General features: G+C 49.7%; 16 protein-coding genes and 1 pseudogene. 15 read left to right on the top strand and 2 right to left on the bottom strand.

Going from position 1 to position 20,633, the window contains the following annotated elements:
• The first annotated feature begins 29 nt into the window (after positions 1–29).
• From S2091_RS16540 to S2091_RS16590, 11 genes are all read left to right on the top strand, one after another.
• A complete protein-coding gene (locus tag S2091_RS16540; RefSeq protein WP_105533061.1) occupies positions 30–323 on the top strand; it encodes a sarcosine oxidase subunit delta in 294 nt (97 codons plus the stop codon).
• Entirely contained in the window at positions 320–3,349 is a 3,030-nt protein-coding gene (locus S2091_RS16545; RefSeq protein ID WP_105533062.1) for a sarcosine oxidase subunit alpha family protein, read from the top strand. The genes S2091_RS16540 and S2091_RS16545 overlap by 4 nt, the downstream gene beginning before the upstream one ends.
• The gene (locus S2091_RS16550) at positions 3,342–4,031 is read left to right on the top strand and encodes a sarcosine oxidase subunit gamma (RefSeq protein WP_165795009.1); all 690 of its coding nucleotides are present in this window, start codon (positions 3,342–3,344) and stop codon (positions 4,029–4,031) included. The genes S2091_RS16545 and S2091_RS16550 overlap by 8 nt, the downstream gene beginning before the upstream one ends.
• Positions 4,031–5,407 carry an L-serine ammonia-lyase gene (locus S2091_RS16555; RefSeq protein ID WP_105533064.1) on the top strand — a complete coding sequence of 459 codons (1,377 nt, stop codon included), beginning with the start codon at positions 4,031–4,033 and terminating at the stop codon, positions 5,405–5,407. Before S2091_RS16550 ends, S2091_RS16555 begins: the two co-directional genes overlap by 1 nt.
• A gap of 131 nt (positions 5,408–5,538) precedes the next feature.
• On the top strand, positions 5,539–6,810 hold the full coding sequence (locus S2091_RS16560) for a serine hydroxymethyltransferase (RefSeq protein WP_105533065.1): 1,272 nt from the start codon (positions 5,539–5,541) through the stop codon (positions 6,808–6,810).
• Between the two features lie 28 nt (positions 6,811–6,838).
• Positions 6,839–7,810 carry a dipeptidase gene (locus S2091_RS16565; protein ID WP_105533066.1) on the top strand — a complete coding sequence of 324 codons (972 nt, stop codon included), beginning with the start codon at positions 6,839–6,841 and terminating at the stop codon, positions 7,808–7,810.
• A 143-nt stretch (positions 7,811–7,953) separates the two neighbouring features.
• Entirely contained in the window at positions 7,954–8,472 is a 519-nt protein-coding gene (locus tag S2091_RS16570; RefSeq protein WP_105533067.1) for a DUF5943 domain-containing protein, read from the top strand.
• An 8-nt stretch (positions 8,473–8,480) separates the two neighbouring features.
• The gene (locus S2091_RS16575) at positions 8,481–10,541 is read left to right on the top strand and encodes an NADH:flavin oxidoreductase (RefSeq protein ID WP_105533068.1); all 2,061 of its coding nucleotides are present in this window, start codon (positions 8,481–8,483) and stop codon (positions 10,539–10,541) included.
• Between the two features lies 1 nt (position 10,542).
• A complete protein-coding gene (locus tag S2091_RS16580) occupies positions 10,543–12,414 on the top strand; it encodes a (Fe-S)-binding protein (protein ID WP_105533069.1) in 1,872 nt (623 codons plus the stop codon).
• 3 nt (positions 12,415–12,417) lie between these two features.
• Positions 12,418–13,542, top strand: a complete 1,125-nt coding sequence (locus S2091_RS16585; RefSeq protein ID WP_105533070.1) for an electron transfer flavoprotein subunit alpha/FixB family protein — start codon at positions 12,418–12,420, stop codon at positions 13,540–13,542.
• A 25-nt stretch (positions 13,543–13,567) separates the two neighbouring features.
• On the top strand, positions 13,568–14,380 hold the full coding sequence (locus S2091_RS16590) for an electron transfer flavoprotein subunit beta/FixA family protein (RefSeq protein ID WP_165795010.1): 813 nt from the start codon (positions 13,568–13,570) through the stop codon (positions 14,378–14,380).
• Between the two features lie 212 nt (positions 14,381–14,592).
• Here S2091_RS16590 and S2091_RS16595 read toward each other — a convergent pair whose 3' ends face one another.
• Together S2091_RS16595 and S2091_RS16600 are read right to left on the bottom strand one after the other, a co-directional pair.
• Positions 14,593–15,285: a PEP-CTERM sorting domain-containing protein gene (locus S2091_RS16595; RefSeq protein WP_105533072.1), complete on the bottom strand. Its 693-nt coding sequence runs from the start codon at positions 15,283–15,285 to the stop codon at positions 14,593–14,595.
• Between the two features lie 119 nt (positions 15,286–15,404).
• Complete coding sequence (locus S2091_RS16600) at positions 15,405–15,596, bottom strand: hypothetical protein (protein ID WP_105533073.1); 192 nt, start codon at positions 15,594–15,596, stop codon at positions 15,405–15,407.
• A 398-nt stretch (positions 15,597–15,994) separates the two neighbouring features.
• Between S2091_RS16600 and S2091_RS16605 the strand changes: the two genes are divergently transcribed.
• The 4 genes and pseudogenes from S2091_RS16605 to S2091_RS16625 all read left to right on the top strand — a co-directional run bounded on the left by S2091_RS16605 (position 15,995) and on the right by S2091_RS16625 (position 20,610).
• Positions 15,995–16,405 (top strand): GFA family protein, encoded by a 411-nt coding sequence (locus S2091_RS16605; protein ID WP_105533074.1) that lies wholly within the window; start codon positions 15,995–15,997, stop codon positions 16,403–16,405.
• A 16-nt stretch (positions 16,406–16,421) separates the two neighbouring features.
• Positions 16,422–16,568, top strand: a pseudogene (locus S2091_RS24530) (IS5/IS1182 family transposase); the annotation flags it as partial.
• Between the two features lie 313 nt (positions 16,569–16,881).
• Entirely contained in the window at positions 16,882–18,378 is a 1,497-nt protein-coding gene (locus S2091_RS16615) for a serine hydrolase domain-containing protein (protein ID WP_207769730.1), read from the top strand.
• A gap of 852 nt (positions 18,379–19,230) precedes the next feature.
• On the top strand, positions 19,231–20,610 hold the full coding sequence (locus tag S2091_RS16625) for a DUF1329 domain-containing protein (RefSeq protein ID WP_105533076.1): 1,380 nt from the start codon (positions 19,231–19,233) through the stop codon (positions 20,608–20,610).
• Positions 20,611–20,633: the final 23 nt, after the last annotated feature.

Genomic DNA, 20,633 nt, shown 5'->3' on the forward strand with positions numbered 1-20,633 from the left:
ATTAGATTAGATACAGGGAGAACTGCCTCATGTTTATGTTTCATTGTCCGCACTGTAACGATGTGCGCGAAGAAGAAGAATTCAGCTACGCCGGAGAAGCCTTTATTCCTCGCCCGGCTGCACCTGATACGGCTACCGATGCGGAGTGGGGCGATTACGTCTTTATGCGTAAAAACACCAAGGGTTGGCATTGGGAGCAATGGCTGCATTCGGCCGGTTGCCGCAAAGTGATTGCCGTAAAGCGCCACACTTTTACGCACGAAATTGCCGGCGGCTGGACACTGTCTGAAGGCAAACGGATTTACCTCGAGGAGCAAGCGTGAATTCGCATCGTATTAATAAACCTAATTCACGTATCAATCGTGAGCAAGCGTTGTCCTTTACTTTTGACGGCAAGAGTTATCAGGGGTTTGCTGGCGATACGCTCGCATCCGCTTTGTTAGCTAATGGCGTGCGCATGATTGGGCGCAGCTTTAAATATGGACGTCCGCGCGGCATCGTTGGTCATGGTGCGGAAGAACCGAATGCCTTAATTCAATTGGAGAAGGGAGCGGTGACGACTCCTAACGTGAAGGCAACGCAAGTTGAGTTATATGAAGGACTGAACGCATTCTCGACTACCGGTTGGCCGTCGCTAAATTTTGATGTGAAGAGCGTCATGGGACGGGCAGCGCGGTTTATGCCAGCCGGGTTCTATTACAAAACCTTTATGGCACCGCCAAAAATGTGGCCGTTGTACGAAGACGTTATTCGCCGCGCCGCTGGTTTCGGCAGTGCTCCGGTTGACCCTGATCCTGAATATTACGATCATCTGCATCATCACCCCGACGTGTTGGTCGTCGGCGGTGGTGCTTGCGGTATCTGGTCTGCGTTGATTGCAGCGCGTGCCGGTTTGCGTGTGATGTTGGTGGACGAGCAAGCGGAAATGGGCGGTTGGTTATTGTCGGACGGCGATGCAATCATCGACAGTTATCCTACACATACATGGCTGCGTAGCTGTATCGCAGAATTGGATCAAATGTCGAATGTGACGCGCTTACCGCGTACGACTGCATTTGCCTTGCATGATGCAAATTTAGTGCAGGCAGTTGAACTGATTCAGGATCATTTATCGCTTAATGCACGCAACGCAGAATTGCCACGTCAGCGCCTACACAAAATTCGTGCCAATCAAGTCATTCTGGCAACCGGTGCATTAGAACGTCCCCTAGTTTTTGGGAATAACGATTTACCGGGCGTGATGACGGCATCAGCGGGACAAACCTATTTAAACCGTTATTCAGTCCGTGCAGGAAAAAAAGTGTTGGTGATGACCAGTAATGACTGGGCTTATGGCGCAGCCTGTGACTTGGCGCAGGCCGGTGCAGAAGTCACTCTGGCTGATACGCGGGTAAATGGCGCACTGCCTGCACGCAGCAAGGCGGCACAGCAGGCCGGAGTAACCATTTTGAACGGTCATGGCATTGCGCATGCAGTCGGCGGCCGCGCTGTGATGGGTGCGCATTTAATTAAACTCGACCCTGTTATGAATCAAGCGATCGGTAGCGGCGCTGAGGTTGCCTGTGATTTATTACTTTCTTCCGGTGGCTTATCGCCGAATGTACATTTGTTTTGCCATAACGGTAGCCGACCTAGCTGGAGTGAAGAAAAGCTAGCTTTTGTCGCACCGGAACAAGGGCGCAAGGGAATTTCCTGTGTGGGTTCGGTGGTTGGTGAATTCAGTTTGCAGGATGCAATTGCACAGACCACTCAGGTTGTGACGGCCTTATGTTCGTCGTTGGGTAAAACAGTGTCAGTTGCACAACCTAAAGTTGAGGGCAGCAAAATGCCGGTAAACGCAGCTCCAGCACGCCGCATATTCCGCGTGCCTGACGGCAAACGCGAAGGGCATGGCAAAAAAGCGTTTGTTGATTATCAAAACGACGTTGCTGCCTCTGATATTGAGTTGGCTGTGCGTGAAAATTATCGTTCGATTGAACACGTTAAACGCTACACCGGCCTGGGTTTCGGTACCGATCAAGGCAAGCTTTCCAACGTCAATGGCTTTGCGATTGCCGCTGATGCACTCGGTAAATCGATTGCCGAAGTCGGCACCACGACGTATCGCCCTGCCTACACGCCGGTGGCATTCGGTGCGTTGGCTGGCGCGATGGTGGGTGATACGTTTGACCCATCCCGATATTCAGCGATACATGAAGCACATGTAAAACGCGATGCCAAGTTTGAAGTGGTCGGGCAATGGATGCGCCCTTGGTATTTTCCAAAAGGCAGCGAAGATTTACATGCCGCAGTCAATCGTGAATGTTTAGCTGCACGTAATGGCGTCGGGATGATGGATGCTTCTACGCTCGGAAAAATCGATATCCGTGGCCCGGATGCACGTGAATTTTTAAATCGCGTCTATTCCAATGCATGGAGCCAGCTTGCTCCGGGCAAGTGCCGTTACGGCTTAATGCTCGATGAAAACGGCATGGTGATGGACGACGGCGTTACCGCATGTCTGGATGACCAGCATTTTATGATGACCACGACCACCGGCGGCGCTGCACGTGTCATGAGCTGGCTGGAACGCTGGTTGCAAACCGAATGGCCGGATTTAAAAGTCTACCTGACCTCAGTGACCGATCATTGGTCAACCAGTGCAGTGGTCGGCCCTAAAAGCCGTGCTGTGCTGGAAAAACTGTGTACGGATATTGACCTGTCGGCCGATGCGTTTAAATTTATGGATTGCCGGATTGGCACGGTAGCTGGCGTTCCAGCCAGAGTATTTCGTATCAGCTTTTCCGGCGAACTGGCTTATGAAGTCAACGTTGACGCCAGTTACGGCCATTACATGTGGGAAGCCTTGATGAAGGCGGGTGAAGAGTTTGAAATTACCCCTTACGGTACCGAAACGATGCACGTATTGCGTGCAGAAAAAGGTTTCATCATTGTTGGGCAAGATACCGATGGTTCCGTCTCGCCGATTGATTTGGGTATGGCGTGGGCAGTCAGTATGAAAAAATCGTTTGCTTTCCTGGGTAAGCGTTCACTTGCTCGGACTGACACCGCACGGACTGACCGTAAGCAGTTAGTTGGTTTGATGACCGAAGACCCGAATGTGGTGTTGACCGAAGGTGCGCAGATTGTAGAGAGCGCGCAAGTCGGCCCGATGGAGCACATGATCGGCCGCGTCACATCGAGTTATCACAGCGCTTTCCTTGGCCGTTCGATTGCGATGGCGCTAGTTGAAGGCGGTTCGGCTAAAGACGGACAAGTGCTGTATTGCTGGGATGGCGGAAAAATCACGAAAGCAAAAATCGTGTCCCCTGTGTTTATTGATCCAGAAGGAAAACGTCAACATGTCTAACTATTCACCTGAAATAGCTGCTGAGGCGGTTAAGCAAATTAATCCTAATTTTAAGCCCTACGCACGTTCACCTTTGCACGCCTTTGGTTTACCTGCGCAAGCGCGCAGCAAAGATAGTAGCCGCGGTGTGTGGATGAATGAATTGCCCTTGCTTGGTTATATCGTAGTGCGTGGAAATAGTGCAGATCCGCTCTTTATTCAGGCAATCCAGGATGTATTAGGGATTGCATTGCCGACTACGCCGAGTACTTTTGTTCCGGTAAATCAGGGCATCGTTGTTTGGCAGACGCCGGACGAATGGCTGGTGGTGTGCGCAAGAGCGGCGCATGGCAATTATTTAGCCAAGCTGACAGAATCGTTGAGCACTCTGCATGCGCAGGTGGCGGATAACTCGGGCGGGTTGACGACGGTTTATGTAAGTGGCGCGAAGCATGTTGAATTGTTGCGCCATGTTGGGGTGTACGACTTTGAATCGATTACGGACGGGCAAGCGATTAGCACCATCTGCCACAAAGCCAATATTGTGGCTTTGCGTCATGACAGCGAGGGGATTTTTGTTATTTTCCGCCGTAGCTTTGCCGATTATTTCTGGCTGCTGCTGACTAAAGCTGCACGACCTTATGGATTGGGGATTAGCGTATTAACGCCGGATTCCTCTCATCCATTATTGAGTTTTCTGTAATGCCGTTTAGCGTCTTTGAAGTCTTTCGCATCGGTATCGGGCCGTCTAGTTCGCACACGGTGGGGCCGATGTTGGCGGTCAATCGTTTTCTACAGTTGTTGAAGCCACAGTTAACAGAAGTAGCGCGTGTGCAGGTAGATTTGTATGGATCGCTCGCGTTGACCGGTGTCGGCCATGGAACCAATGGCGCGGTGATACTTGGTTTACTTGGTGAGCAACCACATTCAGTGAATCCGGCGACGGCACAAGACAAGGTAGATTTAGTGCGCTTAGACCAGCAATTGCTGCTGGATGGCACACATGAAATATCTTTTTCCTGCGCCACGGATTTGTTATTTCACATGCGGGAATCTTTGCCGCAACATCCGAATGGCATGCGGCTAACTGCATTTGATGCTGATGGCAATGTATTGGTAAAGCGTGCGTATTTTTCAATCGGCGGTGGTGCGGTACAGGACGAAGATGAAATAGATGTGAGCGTGAAATTGGAAGTTACGCGTTCGTCCGAGCCTTGTCCATTTGCGAGCGCACAGGATTTATTGAATTGGTGCGAAACCAAACAATGCAGTATTGCAGACATCGTTCTTGACAATGAGTTGACCTATCAAGATGAACAAACGACACGGCTGCGGTTATTGGAAATTTGGCAGGTCATGCATGACTGCGTAGAGCGCGGACTCATAACCGAAGGGACATTGCCGGGTGGCTTGAGCCTGAAACGACGTGCGCCAGCCATGTTCAGGCAGGCTGGTCACGGTTCGGATGGCAAGCTCAGTATTGACTTTGCGTTGATGGATATTTTGAGCGCCTTTGCCATCGCCGTGAATGAAGAAAATGCCGCCGGTGGCCGCGTAGTAACGGCGCCGACTAACGGTTCCGCAGGTGTGATTCCAGCCGTACTCAGCTATTACACCCGCTTTAATCCTAGTGCTAATGATGACGGCATTATCCGGTTTTTATTGACAGCCGCTGGTATCGGCATGCTGTACAAGCGCAACGCCTCTATTTCAGCCGCCGAGATGGGTTGTCAGGGCGAGATTGGTGTATCGGCTTCAATGGCAGCAGCCGGTTTGGTTGCGGTAATGGGCGGGACTAATCTGCAAGTGGAAAACGCCGCAGAAATCGCCATGGAACACTTTCTCGGCATGACTTGCGACCCGCTGAATGGTTTGGTGCAAGTGCCCTGTATTGAGCGTAATAGCATGGGCGCAATTAAGGCGATTAACGCAGCGCGGATGGCAATGATGAGCGACGGACGGCACTTGGTATCGCTGGACCAGGTTATCGAGACGATGCGCCAGACCGGCATCGATATGCAAAGTAAATATAAAGAAACCTCACTGGGCGGGTTGGCCGTCAATGTGGTTTTTTGTTGATGCATTTGCAGCGTAGGGGCATCCCTTGTGGGTGCCCTGGTAGCCAGGAACTCGCAATATTAGTTCATACCGAAGGGCACCCACAAGGGGAGCCCCTACAATTTCAGAGTAAGTTTAATCGGGAGATAAACATGTCTAACAAAGCATTTTTCAATAACTCACTGGCGCAAACAGATTCTGCGGTAATGACCGCCATTAACGGCGAAATGCATCGCCAGCGTGACCAGATCGAAATGATCGCCTCGGAAAATATCGTCTCCAAAGCGGTACTGGAAGCGCAAGGCTCGGTCTTGACCAATAAATATGCAGAAGGCTACCCCGGCAAGCGTTATTACGGTGGCTGCGATCAAGTCGATGTGGTTGAAACTTTGGCGATTGAGCGTGCTAAACAATTATTTGATGCAGCATACGTCAATGTGCAACCGCATTCCGGCGCACAAGCTAATGGCGCAGTAATGCTGGCGTTGGTAAAGCCGGGTGAAACCGTGCTGGGTATGTCGTTATCAGCAGGTGGTCATTTAACCCACGGCGCCAAACCGGCGCTGTCCGGCAAATGGTTTAACGCGATCCAATACGGGGTACGTCGCGTCGACTGTTTAATTGATTACGAAGAAGTAGAGCGTTTGGCGCTTGAGCATAAGCCAAAATTAATTATTGCCGGTTTCTCTGCCTATCCGCGTGAAGTGGACTGGGCACGGTTTCGCGCCATTGCCGACAGTGTTGGCGCATATTTGATGGTGGATATGGCGCATATCGCTGGCTTGGTTGCAACTGGACTGCATGCCAGCCCGGTACCGCATGCGCATGTCACGACATCAACCACTCACAAGACTTTACGCGGCCCGCGTGGCGGCATCATCATGACTAATGATGAAGAGATTGCTAAAAAAATTAATTCAGCCGTTTTCCCCGGTTTGCAGGGCGGGCCGTTAATGCATGTGATTGCAGCAAAGGCCGTTGCGTTTGGCGAAGCGTTACAACCGGAATTTACCAGCTATATCAAGCAGGTAGTCGCCAACGCCCGCGCACTTGGCGAAGTGCTGGTTGCCGGCGGCGTTGATCTGGTCACTGGCGGAACCGATAACCATTTGTTGCTGGTTGATTTACGACCGATGGGCTTAAAAGGAAACACGACTGAACATGCTTTAGAACGTGCCGGATTTACCTGCAATAAAAACGGAATCCCTTTTGACGATGAAAAGCCGACAGTTACTTCCGGTGTGCGTCTCGGCACTGCTGCGGGTACTACCCGTGGTTTCGGTGAGCAGGAATTCCGCCAGATCGGTGCGTTGATTTTGGACGTGTTGAATGGCTTGCGCACCAATCCAGAAGGAAACAGCGCGATAGAAAACCGGGTGCGCGCTGAAGTTGCTGCCATCTGCAAAGAATTTCCGATCTATTAATTTCATCTAGCGCGACCAGGAGACAAATATGAGCAACTTGCACGACTCTGCAACCATTATCGATGGCTTAATCATCGCTAAGTGGGAACGGTCAATTTTTGAAGATATGCGGCGCGGCGGTTTAACTGCGGCAAATTGCACTGTGTCAGTCTGGGAAGGATTCAGCGACACGGTGGCGAATATCGCCGATATGAAAAAATTAATGCGTGAAAACAGCGAACTGGTATCGCTGGTAAGAAGCACCAAAGATATTCAAGACGCCAAACAAAACGGTAAAACCGGCATCATTCTCGGTTTTCAAAATGCCCATGCGTTTGAAGATAACCTTGGCTATATCGAAGCATTTGCCGATATGGGTGTACGCGTAGTGCAAATTTGCTACAACACGCAAAACCTGATCGGTACCGGTTGCTATGAGCGCGATGGCGGCTTGTCCGGCTTTGGCCGCGAAGCGATTGCGGAAATGAACCGGGTCGGCATTATGGTGGATTTATCGCACGTTGGCGGCGCTACCTCGGAAGAAGCGATTCTGGCATCAGCTAAACCGGTTTGTTATTCGCATTGCCTTCCATCGGGCTTGAAAGAACATCCGCGCAACAAGAGCGACGAGCAATTACGCTTCATTGCTGACCACGGTGGTTTTATCGGCGTCACCATGTTTCCTCCTTTCCTCAAGCGTGGCATTGAAGCCACCGTCACAGATTATGTCGAAGCGATCGACTATGTAATTAATCTGGTTGGCGAAGACTGTGTTGGTGTCGGCACCGACTTTACTCAGGGCTACGACAAAGGTTTCTTCGATTGGATTACCCATGATAAAGGCCGTTATCGCCAGCTAACCAAGTTCGGCACGATCTTAAATCCGCTGGGTATTCGCACCATAGGCGAGTTCCCGAATTTAACCGATGCGATGGAAAAAGCAGGTTGGACCGAGTCCCGCATACGCAAGGTGATGGGTGATAACTGGGTGCGTACGTTCAAAGAAGTCTGGGGCGCGTAGGTTGTATTTGTGATTTTGGTTTTGTAGGGGCGTCCCTTTTGGGCGCCCTTCTTTGAGCAACCACGGGTACCCACAAGGGGCACCCCTACGAAAACCTAATTTCTATTAATCCCAACTATTCAATATTTATTCAGGAGTGTCAGATGAAACCCCAATTACCCATCGAGGTGAACGAAGAAACCGGCGTGTGGAGCACTGATGGTTTGCCAATGCTATACGTGCCACGTCATTTTTTTGTCAATAATCATGTAGCAATCGAAGCGGCATTAGGTCGTGAACGTTATGCGCAACAGCTGTATGGCGCCGGTTATAAGTCGGCCTATTTTTGGTGTGAAAAAGAAGCCGCTACGCACGACATGTCTGGCCTGGCCGTATTCGAACATTACTTAAAACGTCTGTCGCAACGCGGCTGGGGCTTGTTTGTATTTGACTCTGTGAATGTTGAAACCGGACATGCGCGTATTTCGCTGCATCATTCTTCTTTCGTGCTGGCACAACCCGACGCACACGACAAGCTGTGCTACATGTTTGCCGGTTGGTTTTCCGGCGCGATGGATTGGGTGGCGCAGACTACCGGACGCAGCTATGCCACCACCAGTAGCGAAACACAATGTGCTGCTGAAGGTCATGCTCATTGCGTGTTTACAGTTGAACCGAAATAAGGAAAGACATGCGTTATCCGAATCTGTTTGCACCGATTACGATTAATAAAGTCACCATCCGTAATCGCATCATCAGTACTGCTCATGCCGAGGTGTATGCAGAAAATGGCGTTCCGGGTGAGCGCTATATTCGTTACTACGAAGAGAAAGCCAAGGGCGGAGTTGGCCTGGCAATTTGCGGCGGCTCCAGTCCGGTATCGATTGATAGCCCGCAAGGGTGGTGGAAGTCGGTTGATTTATCGAATGACCGGGTCATAGAACCGTTGGCGCGTCTGGCTGCAACCATGCATAAGCACGGCGCAAAAATCATGATTCAGGCGACGCATATGGGCCGACGCTCCAGCTATCATGGCGAACATTGGCCGCATTTGTTAACTCCTTCCGGTGTACGTGAGCCAGTACATCGCGGTAATGCAAAAATCATCGAATTGCATGAAATTCGTCGCATAGTGCAAGACTTTGCCAGTGCTGCAAAGCGGGTGCAATTGGCGGGCATGGACGGCATTGAGATATCCGCTGCGCATCAACATTTAATCGACCAGTTCTGGAGTCCGCGCACCAATAAACGCACCGATGAATACGGCGGTAGCTTGCAAAATCGGCTGCGGTTTGGGATTGAAGTATTGACGGCGATTCGTGAAGCGGTGGGGCGTGATTTTTGCGTTGGCTTACGGATGTGCGGCGATGAATTTCATGAAGACGGTTTAAGTCATGAAATGCTTAAAGAAATTGCCGTGGAAATGGAAAAAACCGGCTTAATCGATTACCTCAGCGTCATTGGCTCCGGTGCAGATACACACAATACCCTAGTCAATTGCATGCCGCCAATGGCCTTGCCGCCGGAGCCATTCGTGCATCTGGCCGCGGGCATTAAATCGGTGATTACCTTGCCGTTGATGCATGCGCAAAGCATTCGTGATCCAGTACAGGCTGAACGCGTTCTGGCCAACGGCATGTGTGATCTGGTCGGGATGACGCGTGGGCAAATGGCGGATCCGCATCTGGTGATTAAGATACGCGACGGTAAAGAAGATCAGATTAAACAATGTGTTGGCGCTAATTATTGTATTGATCGTCAATACAATGGGTTGGATGTGCTGTGCATACAAAATGCCGCAACCAGCCGTGAAGAAACCATGCCGCATGTCATTGAAAAATCACCGGGTAAAAAACGTAAAGTCGTCGTGGTCGGCGCTGGTCCTGCTGGCTTGGAAGCGGCACGGGTAGCGCGTGAACGCGGTCATGATGTGGTTTTGTTTGAGAAGAATGATCAGGTCGGCGGGCAAATCATACTGGCCGCCAAAGCACCGCAACGTGAGCAAATGGCGGGCATTGTGCGCTGGTTTGATATGGAAACCAAACGCCTGGGCATTGATCGCCGGCTTGGCGTGGCAGCGACGGCAGAGATGATACTTGCCGAGCAGCCGGACATTGTGGTGCTGGCAACCGGTGGGTTAAATCATACTGAAGAAAACCCTAACTGGAAGGTGCCGGAAGGTTTGGCCGTTAGCAGCTGGGACATTTTGTCGGGTAAAGTCGCTCCCGGAAAAAACGTGCTGGTCTATGACGGTATTAGCACTCACGCTGGTGCCGGTGTTGCCGATTTCATTGCGAGTCGCGGTAATGTGGTTGAAATGGTAACGCCTGACGTCAAGATAGCCGACGATGTGGGAGGCACTACCTTCCCGATTTTTTACCGTCGTATGTATGCCTTAGGTGTTGTGATGACGCCTAACTATTGGCTGGATGGCGTGGCACGCGAAGGCGACAAGATAATCGCGACACTACGTAATGAATATACGGACGAACTTGAAGAGCGTGAAGTGGATCAGGTTGTGATTGAAAATGGCATTACCCCGAATGACGCACTTTATTGGGAATTAAAAGAGCGCTCGGTGAATCTGGGGCATACCGATATCACCACTTTGTTTGCCGCGCAACCGCAGCCGGGTCTTGATCAGGAGTTGGCAGCAGATCAGTTCATGTTGTTCCGTGTCGGCGATTGCATATCGATGCATAACATTCATGCTGCCATCTACGATTCACTTCGCTTGTGTAAGGACTTTTAATATGCTCGCGCTTGTTTTGACAGTCTCATTCTGGACTAGCGTAGCAATATTTTTGCTGGGTCTGCTAATGCGTGCGCGGCTATGGCGGAATGGTCGCGCTGCACCATTAGCACTTGGTAATTTATTTTCGATACCGAAACGCTATTTTGTTGATTTGCACAATGTGGTTGCGCGTGAACCGTTCATCGCCCGCGCTCACGCAATGGTTGCCGGTGGCGCGGTATTGGCGTTGCTGATTATTGCCATCAACTATGGGCTAGCTCAGTATTCACCGTTACTCGACCGGGTGTTATTGCTGGCATCTACCTTGATGTTATTCGGTTCCGCTTTAATGGCCTGGCGCCGTCTGGCACCGCCGACGCGTTTATCACGCGGGCCGTGGATGCGTTTGCCATTTACCTTGATGGCTTTTGCCATAGGTTCTGGACTAGCCGCTTGGCTGGCACCGCAAGGCGCGCAAGCACCGGCACTGATCGTGATCGTTTTGCTGTTAATCGGCAGTGCTGAGCTGGCGCTTGGAATAGGCATGGGCGGTCCAATGAAACACGCCGTGGCGGGTTTGTTAAATCTGGCTTTTCATCCGCGCCAAGATCGCTTTGCTGGAAAGCGGTCAACCAATCTGCGTTTGCTTGACTTGTCCAAGGGCGATTACGGCGTAGCTAAACCAGCCGATTTTTCCTGGAATCGTCTGCTGCAGTTTGACGCTTGCGTCCAATGCGGTAAATGCGAAGCTGCGTGTCCGGCCTTGGCTGCGGGGCAGCCACTTAATCCGAAGAAGTTGATTCAGGATATGGTAGTCGGACTGGCCAGCAAAGATGATTCTGCTTATGCTGGAACACCGTATCCGGGCAAACCGGTTGGTCAGCATAGCGGCGCGCCGCATCTGGCGATCATCCCCGGTTTAGTCGACGCAGATACCATTTGGTCATGCACCACTTGCCGCGCCTGTGTGCAGGAGTGCCCGATGTTGATCGAGCATGTTGATGCCGTTATCGATATCCGCCGTGAACAAACGCTAGTGCAAGGAGCAGTGCCGGGCAAAGGCGCACAGGTTTTAGAAAACCTACGTCATACCGAAACCGTGGGCGGCTTTGCAAAATCGGCACGTTATAACTGGGCGATTGATTTAAACGTACCGACCTTAATTCCGGGACAAAAAACCGATTGGCTATTAATTGCAGGTGAAGGTGCGTTCGACATGCGCTATCAGCGAGCGTTACGTTCACTGGTACGTGTGCTGCAACATGCTGGTGTTGATTTTGCCGTGCTGGGCGCAGCGGAAATTGATAGCGGCGATTTAGCGCGCCGCTTAGGTGATGAGGCAACTTTCCAAGAGCTGGCGAAAAACAATATCGCCATGCTGGGCAAGCGTGCCTTTAAGCATATTGTGACGCCTGACCCGCATGTATTCCATTGCCTCAAAAATGAATACCCCGCTTTAGGTGGGCACTACGATGTATGGCATCACAGCGGTTTGATTGCGCACTTGTTTAAAGAGCGCCGGATTCGCCTGAAAAAAACGCCGTTACTCAGTGCGCCACTCACCTATCACGACCCGTGTTATTTGGGGCGTTACAACGGTGAATTCGATGCCCCGCGCGAAGTGCTGGAAGCCTTGGGACACAGCGTGCGTGAAATGGAACGCTCACGCGAAAAAGCACGTTGTTGCGGTGGTGGCGGCGGAGCGCCTTTCACTGACATCCCCGGCACGACGCGCATCCCGGATATCCGCATTATCGATGCCAATTCTATCGGTGCAGAAATCGTCGCCGTGGCATGTCCTAACTGCACGTTTATGCTTGAAGGTGTGGTTGGCCCGCGTCCGGAAGTGATGGAGCTGGCTGAATTAGTTGAACAGCGTTTGGGAGAGTAATTAATGCAACCAACTTCAGCAACCCGTCGAATCAATCCACGCCGACCGTATGTAATTAGCGCCAATGGATTGAAACGGATTATTTTAGGCAGCGATCAGGGCACACGTGACTTGCAGCTAACTCGTCATACCGCTGTAGCAAAAACATTCCGAACGACACAAACGGCTACCCGTAATTTGCTGGTTTTGCTACATAGCGATAACGGCATGTTAGATGCGCATGGGAAGGAAGTCATTGCCGCCGCCGCCTTGCTGGCGGATCTGCAAACCGCTGTGGTAGTGGCTGTTTTAGGTGGCACAGGCGAAGATCTTGGCGCGTTTGGCGCAGATGTTGTCATCACTCTGAGCCAGTTAGATGCAATGCAGTTTCGCCCGGAACTGTCACTCGCATTGGTCGCTAAACTAATTGCTGAGTATCAGCCGCAACACCTTTTCCTAGCAGACCGCAACGCAGATGGTGACTTGGGAAGACGCCTAGCAGCGCGCTGTAAATATTCGATTGCCACCGATGTAGTGGAAGTTGGTGGCGACTATGCCCTTAGATTAGTCCCCGGCGGAAAATACGCCCGCTGCGCACTGCCTCAGATCGTATTGTTAGCCCGCCATGCGGCAGATGTTAATTTACCGTTCATTGGGCAAGGCCGATCAGTGATGACGCATGAGTGCACTGAGGTATTCCCTTCGGTAGTAACCGATCTCGGTTTGGAGACCAGTAACCCGGACAGTATTAGCCTGGAAGAAGCGGACTTCATTGTCTCTGCCGGTAACGGCATGAATGACATGGAAGCTTTCAATGCATTGGCTACGCTGCTTGGCGCGTCAGTTGGCGCTTCCCGGGTAGCGGTTGATGACGGCCGCTTTAGTCGCGACAAACAGGTCGGAGCAACCGGCAAGACGGTGCAGTCCAGCGTGTATCTGGCGCTCGGTATTTCTGGTGCGGTTCAACATTTACAAGGCATTAAAGAATGCCGGCATGTGATTGCGGTGAATCTGGATGCCAGCGCCCCAATCGCCAAACGAGCAAATTTGATGGTGGTTGAAGATGCGCAGGCGCTGATGCGAGCATTAATGTCGCAAGTTCAGCAAGCTAAGCAGGAAAAAATGACTACGCAAACATCATACGCATAAGGGCACTATGGCAAACGAGTTGAACATGAATATGTCCGAAACTGCACCACTTAAAATCGCGGTGTTGCTGTCCCCCGCACAGCATGCAGTAAGCGGCCACCCCTTACGTAGTAGCAGTGACGCAGCAGCATTTGAACTTGCCTGCAGTTTGGCGCCAGAGCAGCGCCTGACAATACTGTGTGCAGGAATGGTGAGTAAGGAAAGCCTTAACGATTACCTCGGTCTGGGTGCTAGCGCTATTGAAGTCTTGACAGTGGAGCAGGGTGCTGACGTAGTGGCCGCCTTGCAAGCGCGTTTGCAGGGTTTCGATATTGTGCTGTGCGGCGTCCGTTCCGACGGTCAGTCCGGTTCGGGTTTATTACCCTATTTATTGGCTGAAGGCCTGCAAATGCCATTAGTTGCTGATGTGCTGGAAGCGAAATTTCAAACGAAGGGTTTGCAGGCGCAATTACAACTGCGGCAGTTTTTACCCAAAGGCATGCGACGCCGTCTGGAAGTGAGTTTACCAGTGCTCTTGACAGTACATGCGCGTGCACCGCAAACACGCCAATATGCGTATGCTCGGGCGCGATCCGGACGGATTAGCTATGTGGCTGGTAAACACCAAAGTAACGGCACAAATGATACGCCGTCGCAAGCGTGGAATATAGAACCCGCGTTGCGACGACCGCGCCCGCTGAAAGCCAAAATTGTGCAAAGCGGACATAGCCGGATGTTGGGCGCGATTGGTGGTGATACTGAAGTGCGTGCTAGCGTTGTTTTGAAAGAAGGTAGTGCAGAACAAAAGGCACAAGCCTTGCTGGCCTATTTGCGCGAACACCATTTGGTTGATTACTGATTTTATTTCGGGTTGTCGGCTGGGTAGATAACCCAGCATCTACACGCTACTAACTAAAAAAAACGTAATTCTAAACGTTGAGCTTCGCAGTACGCAGGAGTGGATTAAAGGTGAGGTGTGTTGTTTAATAACGATGAGCGATATTCCACGGTTGCGGCTTCACTTACAGCAAAAAAAACCGCCCGAAGGCGGTTTTCTGAGAGACAGGCCAATTAATGTTTTTTTGCTTTGCGATGTCCTGCGGCTAGCGCCAGCAGACCTAGTCCCGCTAGGAATAGCGTTCCCGGTTCCGGGACACTCGGAGGTGTTGATGCCGCTTGCCCCGTAACAACCACATCGTCCACGTACCACTCAGAAGGACTTGTATTTCCTCCCAGAGTCAGGAGATCCGACCCAGTTCCCACAAAGCTAAACGTATACTGAGTGTTTGCGCCTGACGCAGTATTGTTGAGCGCCACCAAGTCTGAACCGTTGATTGAGAGATCGAAGAAAACATTGGTATCACTTGTACCCGCAGCGCCGTAGAGCACATAAACGCTGCCGTTGTAGGTGCTGCCGGACACGTCGGTCAGGGTTTGCGAGAGGGTTGGTACCGGCTGGCCGTCATCATTGCCGATCGAGAGGGCAGTAGTGCCGCTATTGACTAGGGGTGGAGCTGTTATGGTGTGATTGAAGCTAGGTTCCAAGTCATAGCCAGCGCTTGGCAGCCAATTATTTGGCACAGAGTTATTGGTATTCCCGCCGATCGTGCTGGAGTACGTTCCACCCTCGAATCCACAATTGCTCACGAGATTGCCACTTACCCCATCGCAGATGCTGGGTGTGGCCATCGCAGTAGATGAAATGGTCGCCAACCCACCAATAACCATTGAAGCCAGTAAACATGGCCTGAGAAAGGATTTCATAAAAACCTCCAAAGCGTGATAAGGACTGAGATCGGGGTCAATTTATCGACCCAACGGAGCTTAGATCGATATGAAGCATATGCCGTGCCATGAAATAATATATCCAATAAATCAAATGCTTAAGAGAATAAGTAAAAACGGCGAGCACGAAAATGTAAAAACTTTCGACGGCAGGATGGCTGTAATGCAAGCGCATCGGCTGAGATGCCATTCCGGTTATTTTCGTCAAATTCTTGTTGTGGCCGCATCTCAGCATGATTGACTAACTTTCCAAGCTCAAATCCAATTTCATCGCCTGTTTGTAAATGCATTGCGATTCTGAATTGCTGAGTGGAGAATTAGTTTTGGAAAGTGACGTGGGTCTGGGGCCGTAAGTACTAGTTAGGCACAGAAGAACGTCTAGGTATAATATTTCCAGTTTGCAACATGTCAGGTTACAATTAGAAAGCACGAGACTGGTTTAGCTCGGTAGATTTGGCTAACGGTTCAACAGTTCAATGATTCGTAACTGACTTAAATCGGGAGCGGATTCAATCGGACAGTTGGATAGCCTCTTCAAAGCGGGCGGCTGTCCCATATCTCTGGGATGTGTGTAAGAATTTTTCTCGGGTACATTAATTTACCTTGTAATTTATTTATTCTCTTGCGTCTTGTCTCGGATGGCGGATGTCTCGTAAAGCTAAAACTTACTCTTAAGGAAATGAATCATATGAGCAATTTATCGACCGGAAGTTGTCTGTGTGGCGCAGTCCATTTTGAATATTCTGGAGAGCCTGTTTTCTCAGGTAATTGTCACTGTCGTGATTGCCAACGCAGTTCAGGAAGCGCATTCACTCCCGCACTATTCGTCCCGGAGGAAAATGTTTCCATTAGTGGCGCAGTGAAATATTACGAATCAAAAGCTGACAGTGGAAATGCTATAAGTCGTGGTTTTTGTCCAAATTGCGGATCACAGTTATTTGCCAGACTTGAGATCATGCCGAAAATGTTAGGCCTTCGAGCAGGAACCCTTGATGACCCATCAAATTTTCACCCCAAGGTAAACTTTTTCACATCCAGCGCTTCTCATTGGGATCATATGAACCCAGATTTGCCAACGTATCCAAAATCGCCACGCTGAGTATGGATCCGTATAAAAATGGATGATGGGCTCTCAGCACTTTCTGATGCGAACACTCAAGCATGTTGCAACAGAAATGAGCTTGCATGTGCTGGCGTATAACATGAAACGCGTGATGAAAATTATAGGCATCATCCCATTGATGATGGTGATGGGGGCCTGAGAGGGGCTTTATGTTGCAAATATCACCCATTTCAGAGTCACTACAAGCGATTTAAGCTTCGCACTAAAAAAACGGACAGCTTGAAATTAAAAAAACAGATTAAACTGAGACGCCCCTGACCCGCTTAAACGGCAATCTAAACGAATAAAAATCGATCACGGCTGGAATTTTGGTTTTTACACAGTCTCGGCACGAACCGGACGTTTATGGCATTCGCAATTTAACGACGAATTATCAAAAATATGTTGTTGCAGGTAACGTTTTAAGACTAGTTATACAAACGAAAATCTAATTTTTGATAAAAGGAAAAAATATGCGTGCCAAACTATTACTTATCGGTTTTATGTTCTGTTTTTTGAGCATTCAATTCGTACAGGCTCAGGAAAGTGAGCGATCAAATGACATTCGAACTGCAGTACCACAAACATCCACCATTTCGGATGACCCAGAAGTTCTTGGCTCAGAGCGCCTATTTTCTGCTTGGATGGAAGGGCAGATTGCCTATCGAGGTTTACCGGGAATCGCAATCGGGGTTGTCAGTGATCAGAAACTAGTCTGGGCCAAGGGATTTGGTTTTGCAGATATCAAGGTCAAATTGCCGATGACGCCAGAAACAAAATTTCGCATCGCGTCAAACAGTAAATTGTTTACAGCAATTGCCATCATGCAGTTGCGTGAACAAGGCAAGCTTGGGCTCGATGATCCGGTTGTGAAATATTTGCCGTGGTTCACGCCAAAACCTGCCGGAGACGACGATGGGCCAATCACCATTGAACAACTGTTGTCCCACAGTTCAGGCTTGCAGCGCGAGGCGTCTGACCATTGGTCTTCATTGCAATTTCCGACCAGCGAAGAATTACAGCGTCTGCTTTCAGATCGGCAGGCGACATTTGCGCCATCGGTCCGTTGGAAGTATTCCAATCTTGGTTTTGCCATTGCCGGGGATGTAGTTGAAAAAGTGAGCGGACAAAAATGGGCGGATTACGTGACTCAAAACATCTTCAAGCCATTGGGTATGAACGATTCCAGTGTTGATAAAAATGTTGCCGGTCTTGCGGTTCCCTATGGCCGGCGCATGCCGGACGGATCCCGTGCCATCTTTCCATTTGTCGATGCCAAAGGAATGGGGTCGGCGACTGGTGTAACGTCGGATGTAAATGATTTGGCGAAATTCATTTCTGCCCAGTTTCGGCGAGGCCCGCGCGGTGGCGCTCAAATCGTCAGCGGTGGTTCATGGCGCGAAATGCTGCGGGTTCGTTCGGTTGAGGAAAACTGGACTACCGGATCTGGACTTGGTTTTGATATGAGACGCGTCAAGGACAAAACTTATATTGGACATAAAGGAGGTTATTTTGGTAATACCACCCAGACACTGATTCAACTGGATGACAAGGTCGGGGTTATTGTATTAACCAATACCAACGATTCCGATCCGTCTGATATTGCACAACAATTGATGGCTACGGTAGGCCAGGCAGTGGCAAAAGCAGCCAAGGAAAAAACTGTCCAAGTCGAGTGGGATGCATCTTGGGAACGTTATGCCGGTCTGTATCGCGGATACTGGGGTGATTCGAAATTTGTCCTGGGTGATTCGCAAGTTGTCCTGCTAAATAAAAAACTGGTCATCATCACACCGAACGGACAAAACCTGGATAATCCGGTTTCACTGGAACCGCTGGGTAACGGGAAATTCCGCTTCATGGCAACGACAGGAGGAGATGTCGCTGGCGAAGTGGTACGGTTTGAAGAGGTAAAGGATAAACCTATGCGCATGTATACCGGCGATTCCTGGCTGGATCGTGTACAGTAAGATATCTGAATTTTAGATAAAATACTGACTGCGATATTGTTGACTGATGCTGCGAATCTAAGAGACTGTTCAGAAGTCAGGGATGAAAGTTAATTGGTCGCCATGGGCACAATTTAGTTATTCGTTTGCTAAATTAAATACCCACATTTAAGTCCGTTCATCTGGATTGATCCCACATCAATTGACAGCCTACATTCAAGGGTGATGGCATAGATCGAAAATCTGGATGGCATCGCCCAGTCTATTCACACCATTATCAGCACTCCCAAAGACTCAGTCTCTTTTCGCCCCTTGTTCGACTGTCATTTGCATTGTTACCTGGATTGCCCCATTAGCCGTGCCCGGAAACGATAGTCAATAAAACGGCTACGCAGTCCGAAGCATTAACTCAAAAAATCCTCACCTGACAGCGCTGGATTAGCACTCGCTGTTTCATTGCCAACATTAAAAACAACGCGATTATTTATTAAAGCCCAGCAGCAAATCCCCCAAGAAATCAAGTCAAATTTATGCCATGTGTATGCATGTTTCCACACGGCATTAATTTCTAGGTTAGCTAACAAATTTAAGCTAATCTATTCAATTCTTCCTACTCGTTTTTTGCACTTTCCACTCTATGAAATCCCATTTCAAACAAATGCTTTTTATGAATAGCCTCCCATCCTTTTCTGATGATTTTTTGACTCTACTTGGTGCGTTGCGCAATAACCTGACGTAGACAGTCAATAGTATGTCGTTGACGGTCTAGTTGCTCTTATTGCTGCCGTGTAAGTTACTGAGGTGCAAGTAGAGTTTTGCGCTAGTTCCATTCGCTTCATAAAAATTATATTGAACCAGAGGGGAGATTGAGTAATGAAAATTGCAAATGTGTTGAGGGCGCTCGCTGTAACGGGGTTAGTGACTGGGTTGGTAACGGCGTCGGCGGCAGATATGACGCGTTTGGGTCAGGATTTGACTGGTGTTGGAGCGGAGAAGGCTGGTAGCAAAGACGGTGCGATTCCTGAATTTTCGGGAATGAGCAAGCCCTTGCCGGGTTGGTCGTATGGAAAGTTGCGGGAAGATTTTTGGAAATATAAGGCAGAAAAAGCACTCTTTGTTATCGATGCATCGAACGTTGATAAGTATGCCGATAAGCTGACTGCGGGTCAGATTCAAATGCTTAAACAGGTCAAGGGTTACACCATGCCTGTTTATCCAGCGCACCGTGAATGCGGCCTTCCTGATAGCGTAATTAACAGTACTAAAGCAACCGCGGGCAAGTCTGCCATTGGCAAAAATGGATGGACTTTGGATAGCGCAGTTTTGCCAAGTGTGCCATTTCCGATGCCACAAACTGGTATTGAAGTTATGTGGAACTGGCTGATGCGCTACCAGGGTTTAGCTGCAGAATGGCCTGATGCCTATACCGTTGTTTCGCCACGTCCTGGCACGACCACGCCGATCACAACACGTTGGAATCAATTGTCGTATTTCCCCTGGGTTGATAAGCCGATGTCTGGAAACCTGGAGCCGGAAGCCATGCAAAACGGTTTCTATTATCTCTATACCGAGCCTGCTGCTTTAGCCGGACAAGGAACGATACAGCGTTATTACTACGGTAAAGATGTCGATACCTTTTATTACTTTACCGGACAACGCCGGGTTCGCCGTTTGCCGATGTACGCCTATGATGCGCCGCTGATCGGTTATGAAAATCAATATCCGGCAGATATCTCCTTTGTGTTTTATGGCAACCCTGATCGTTTCGACTGGAAATTGGTCGGTAAAAAGGACGTCTACATTCCTTACAATGGATTCGGAATGCAGCGTTTCAATACCAAAATCAGCGAAGCGATGCAGGCAAACTACGTCAATCCGGCAATGCGCCGTTACGAGTTGCATCGCGTTTGGGAAGTTGAAGGTACCGTTAAATCCGGCGTTCGCCATTCAACTCCGAAGAAAACGTTGTACATCGATGAAGACAGCTGGTGGGTAGCCGTTGGCGATGATTTCGATGCGCAAGGCAAGATCTGGAAAGCTAAAGAAAATAACATTACACCGCAATGGGAACTCGGCGCCTGTGCTTCTTCCGCTTCGGTGTACAACGATTTGATTAGTGGTCGTTATGTACTCGATGAAACGATTATTGGCACAGGTAAAGACATTCGATCATATCCCCCTGGATCAAAAGATCCACGATTTAAAGATAACTTCTTTACTGCTGAAAATTTGAGCGCAATCAGTGATCGCTAATATCAAAAAATAAGCAAATCGAG

This window comes from Solimicrobium silvestre, assembly GCF_002976435.1.
GTDB lineage: Bacteria > Pseudomonadota > Gammaproteobacteria > Burkholderiales > Burkholderiaceae_D > Solimicrobium > Solimicrobium silvestre.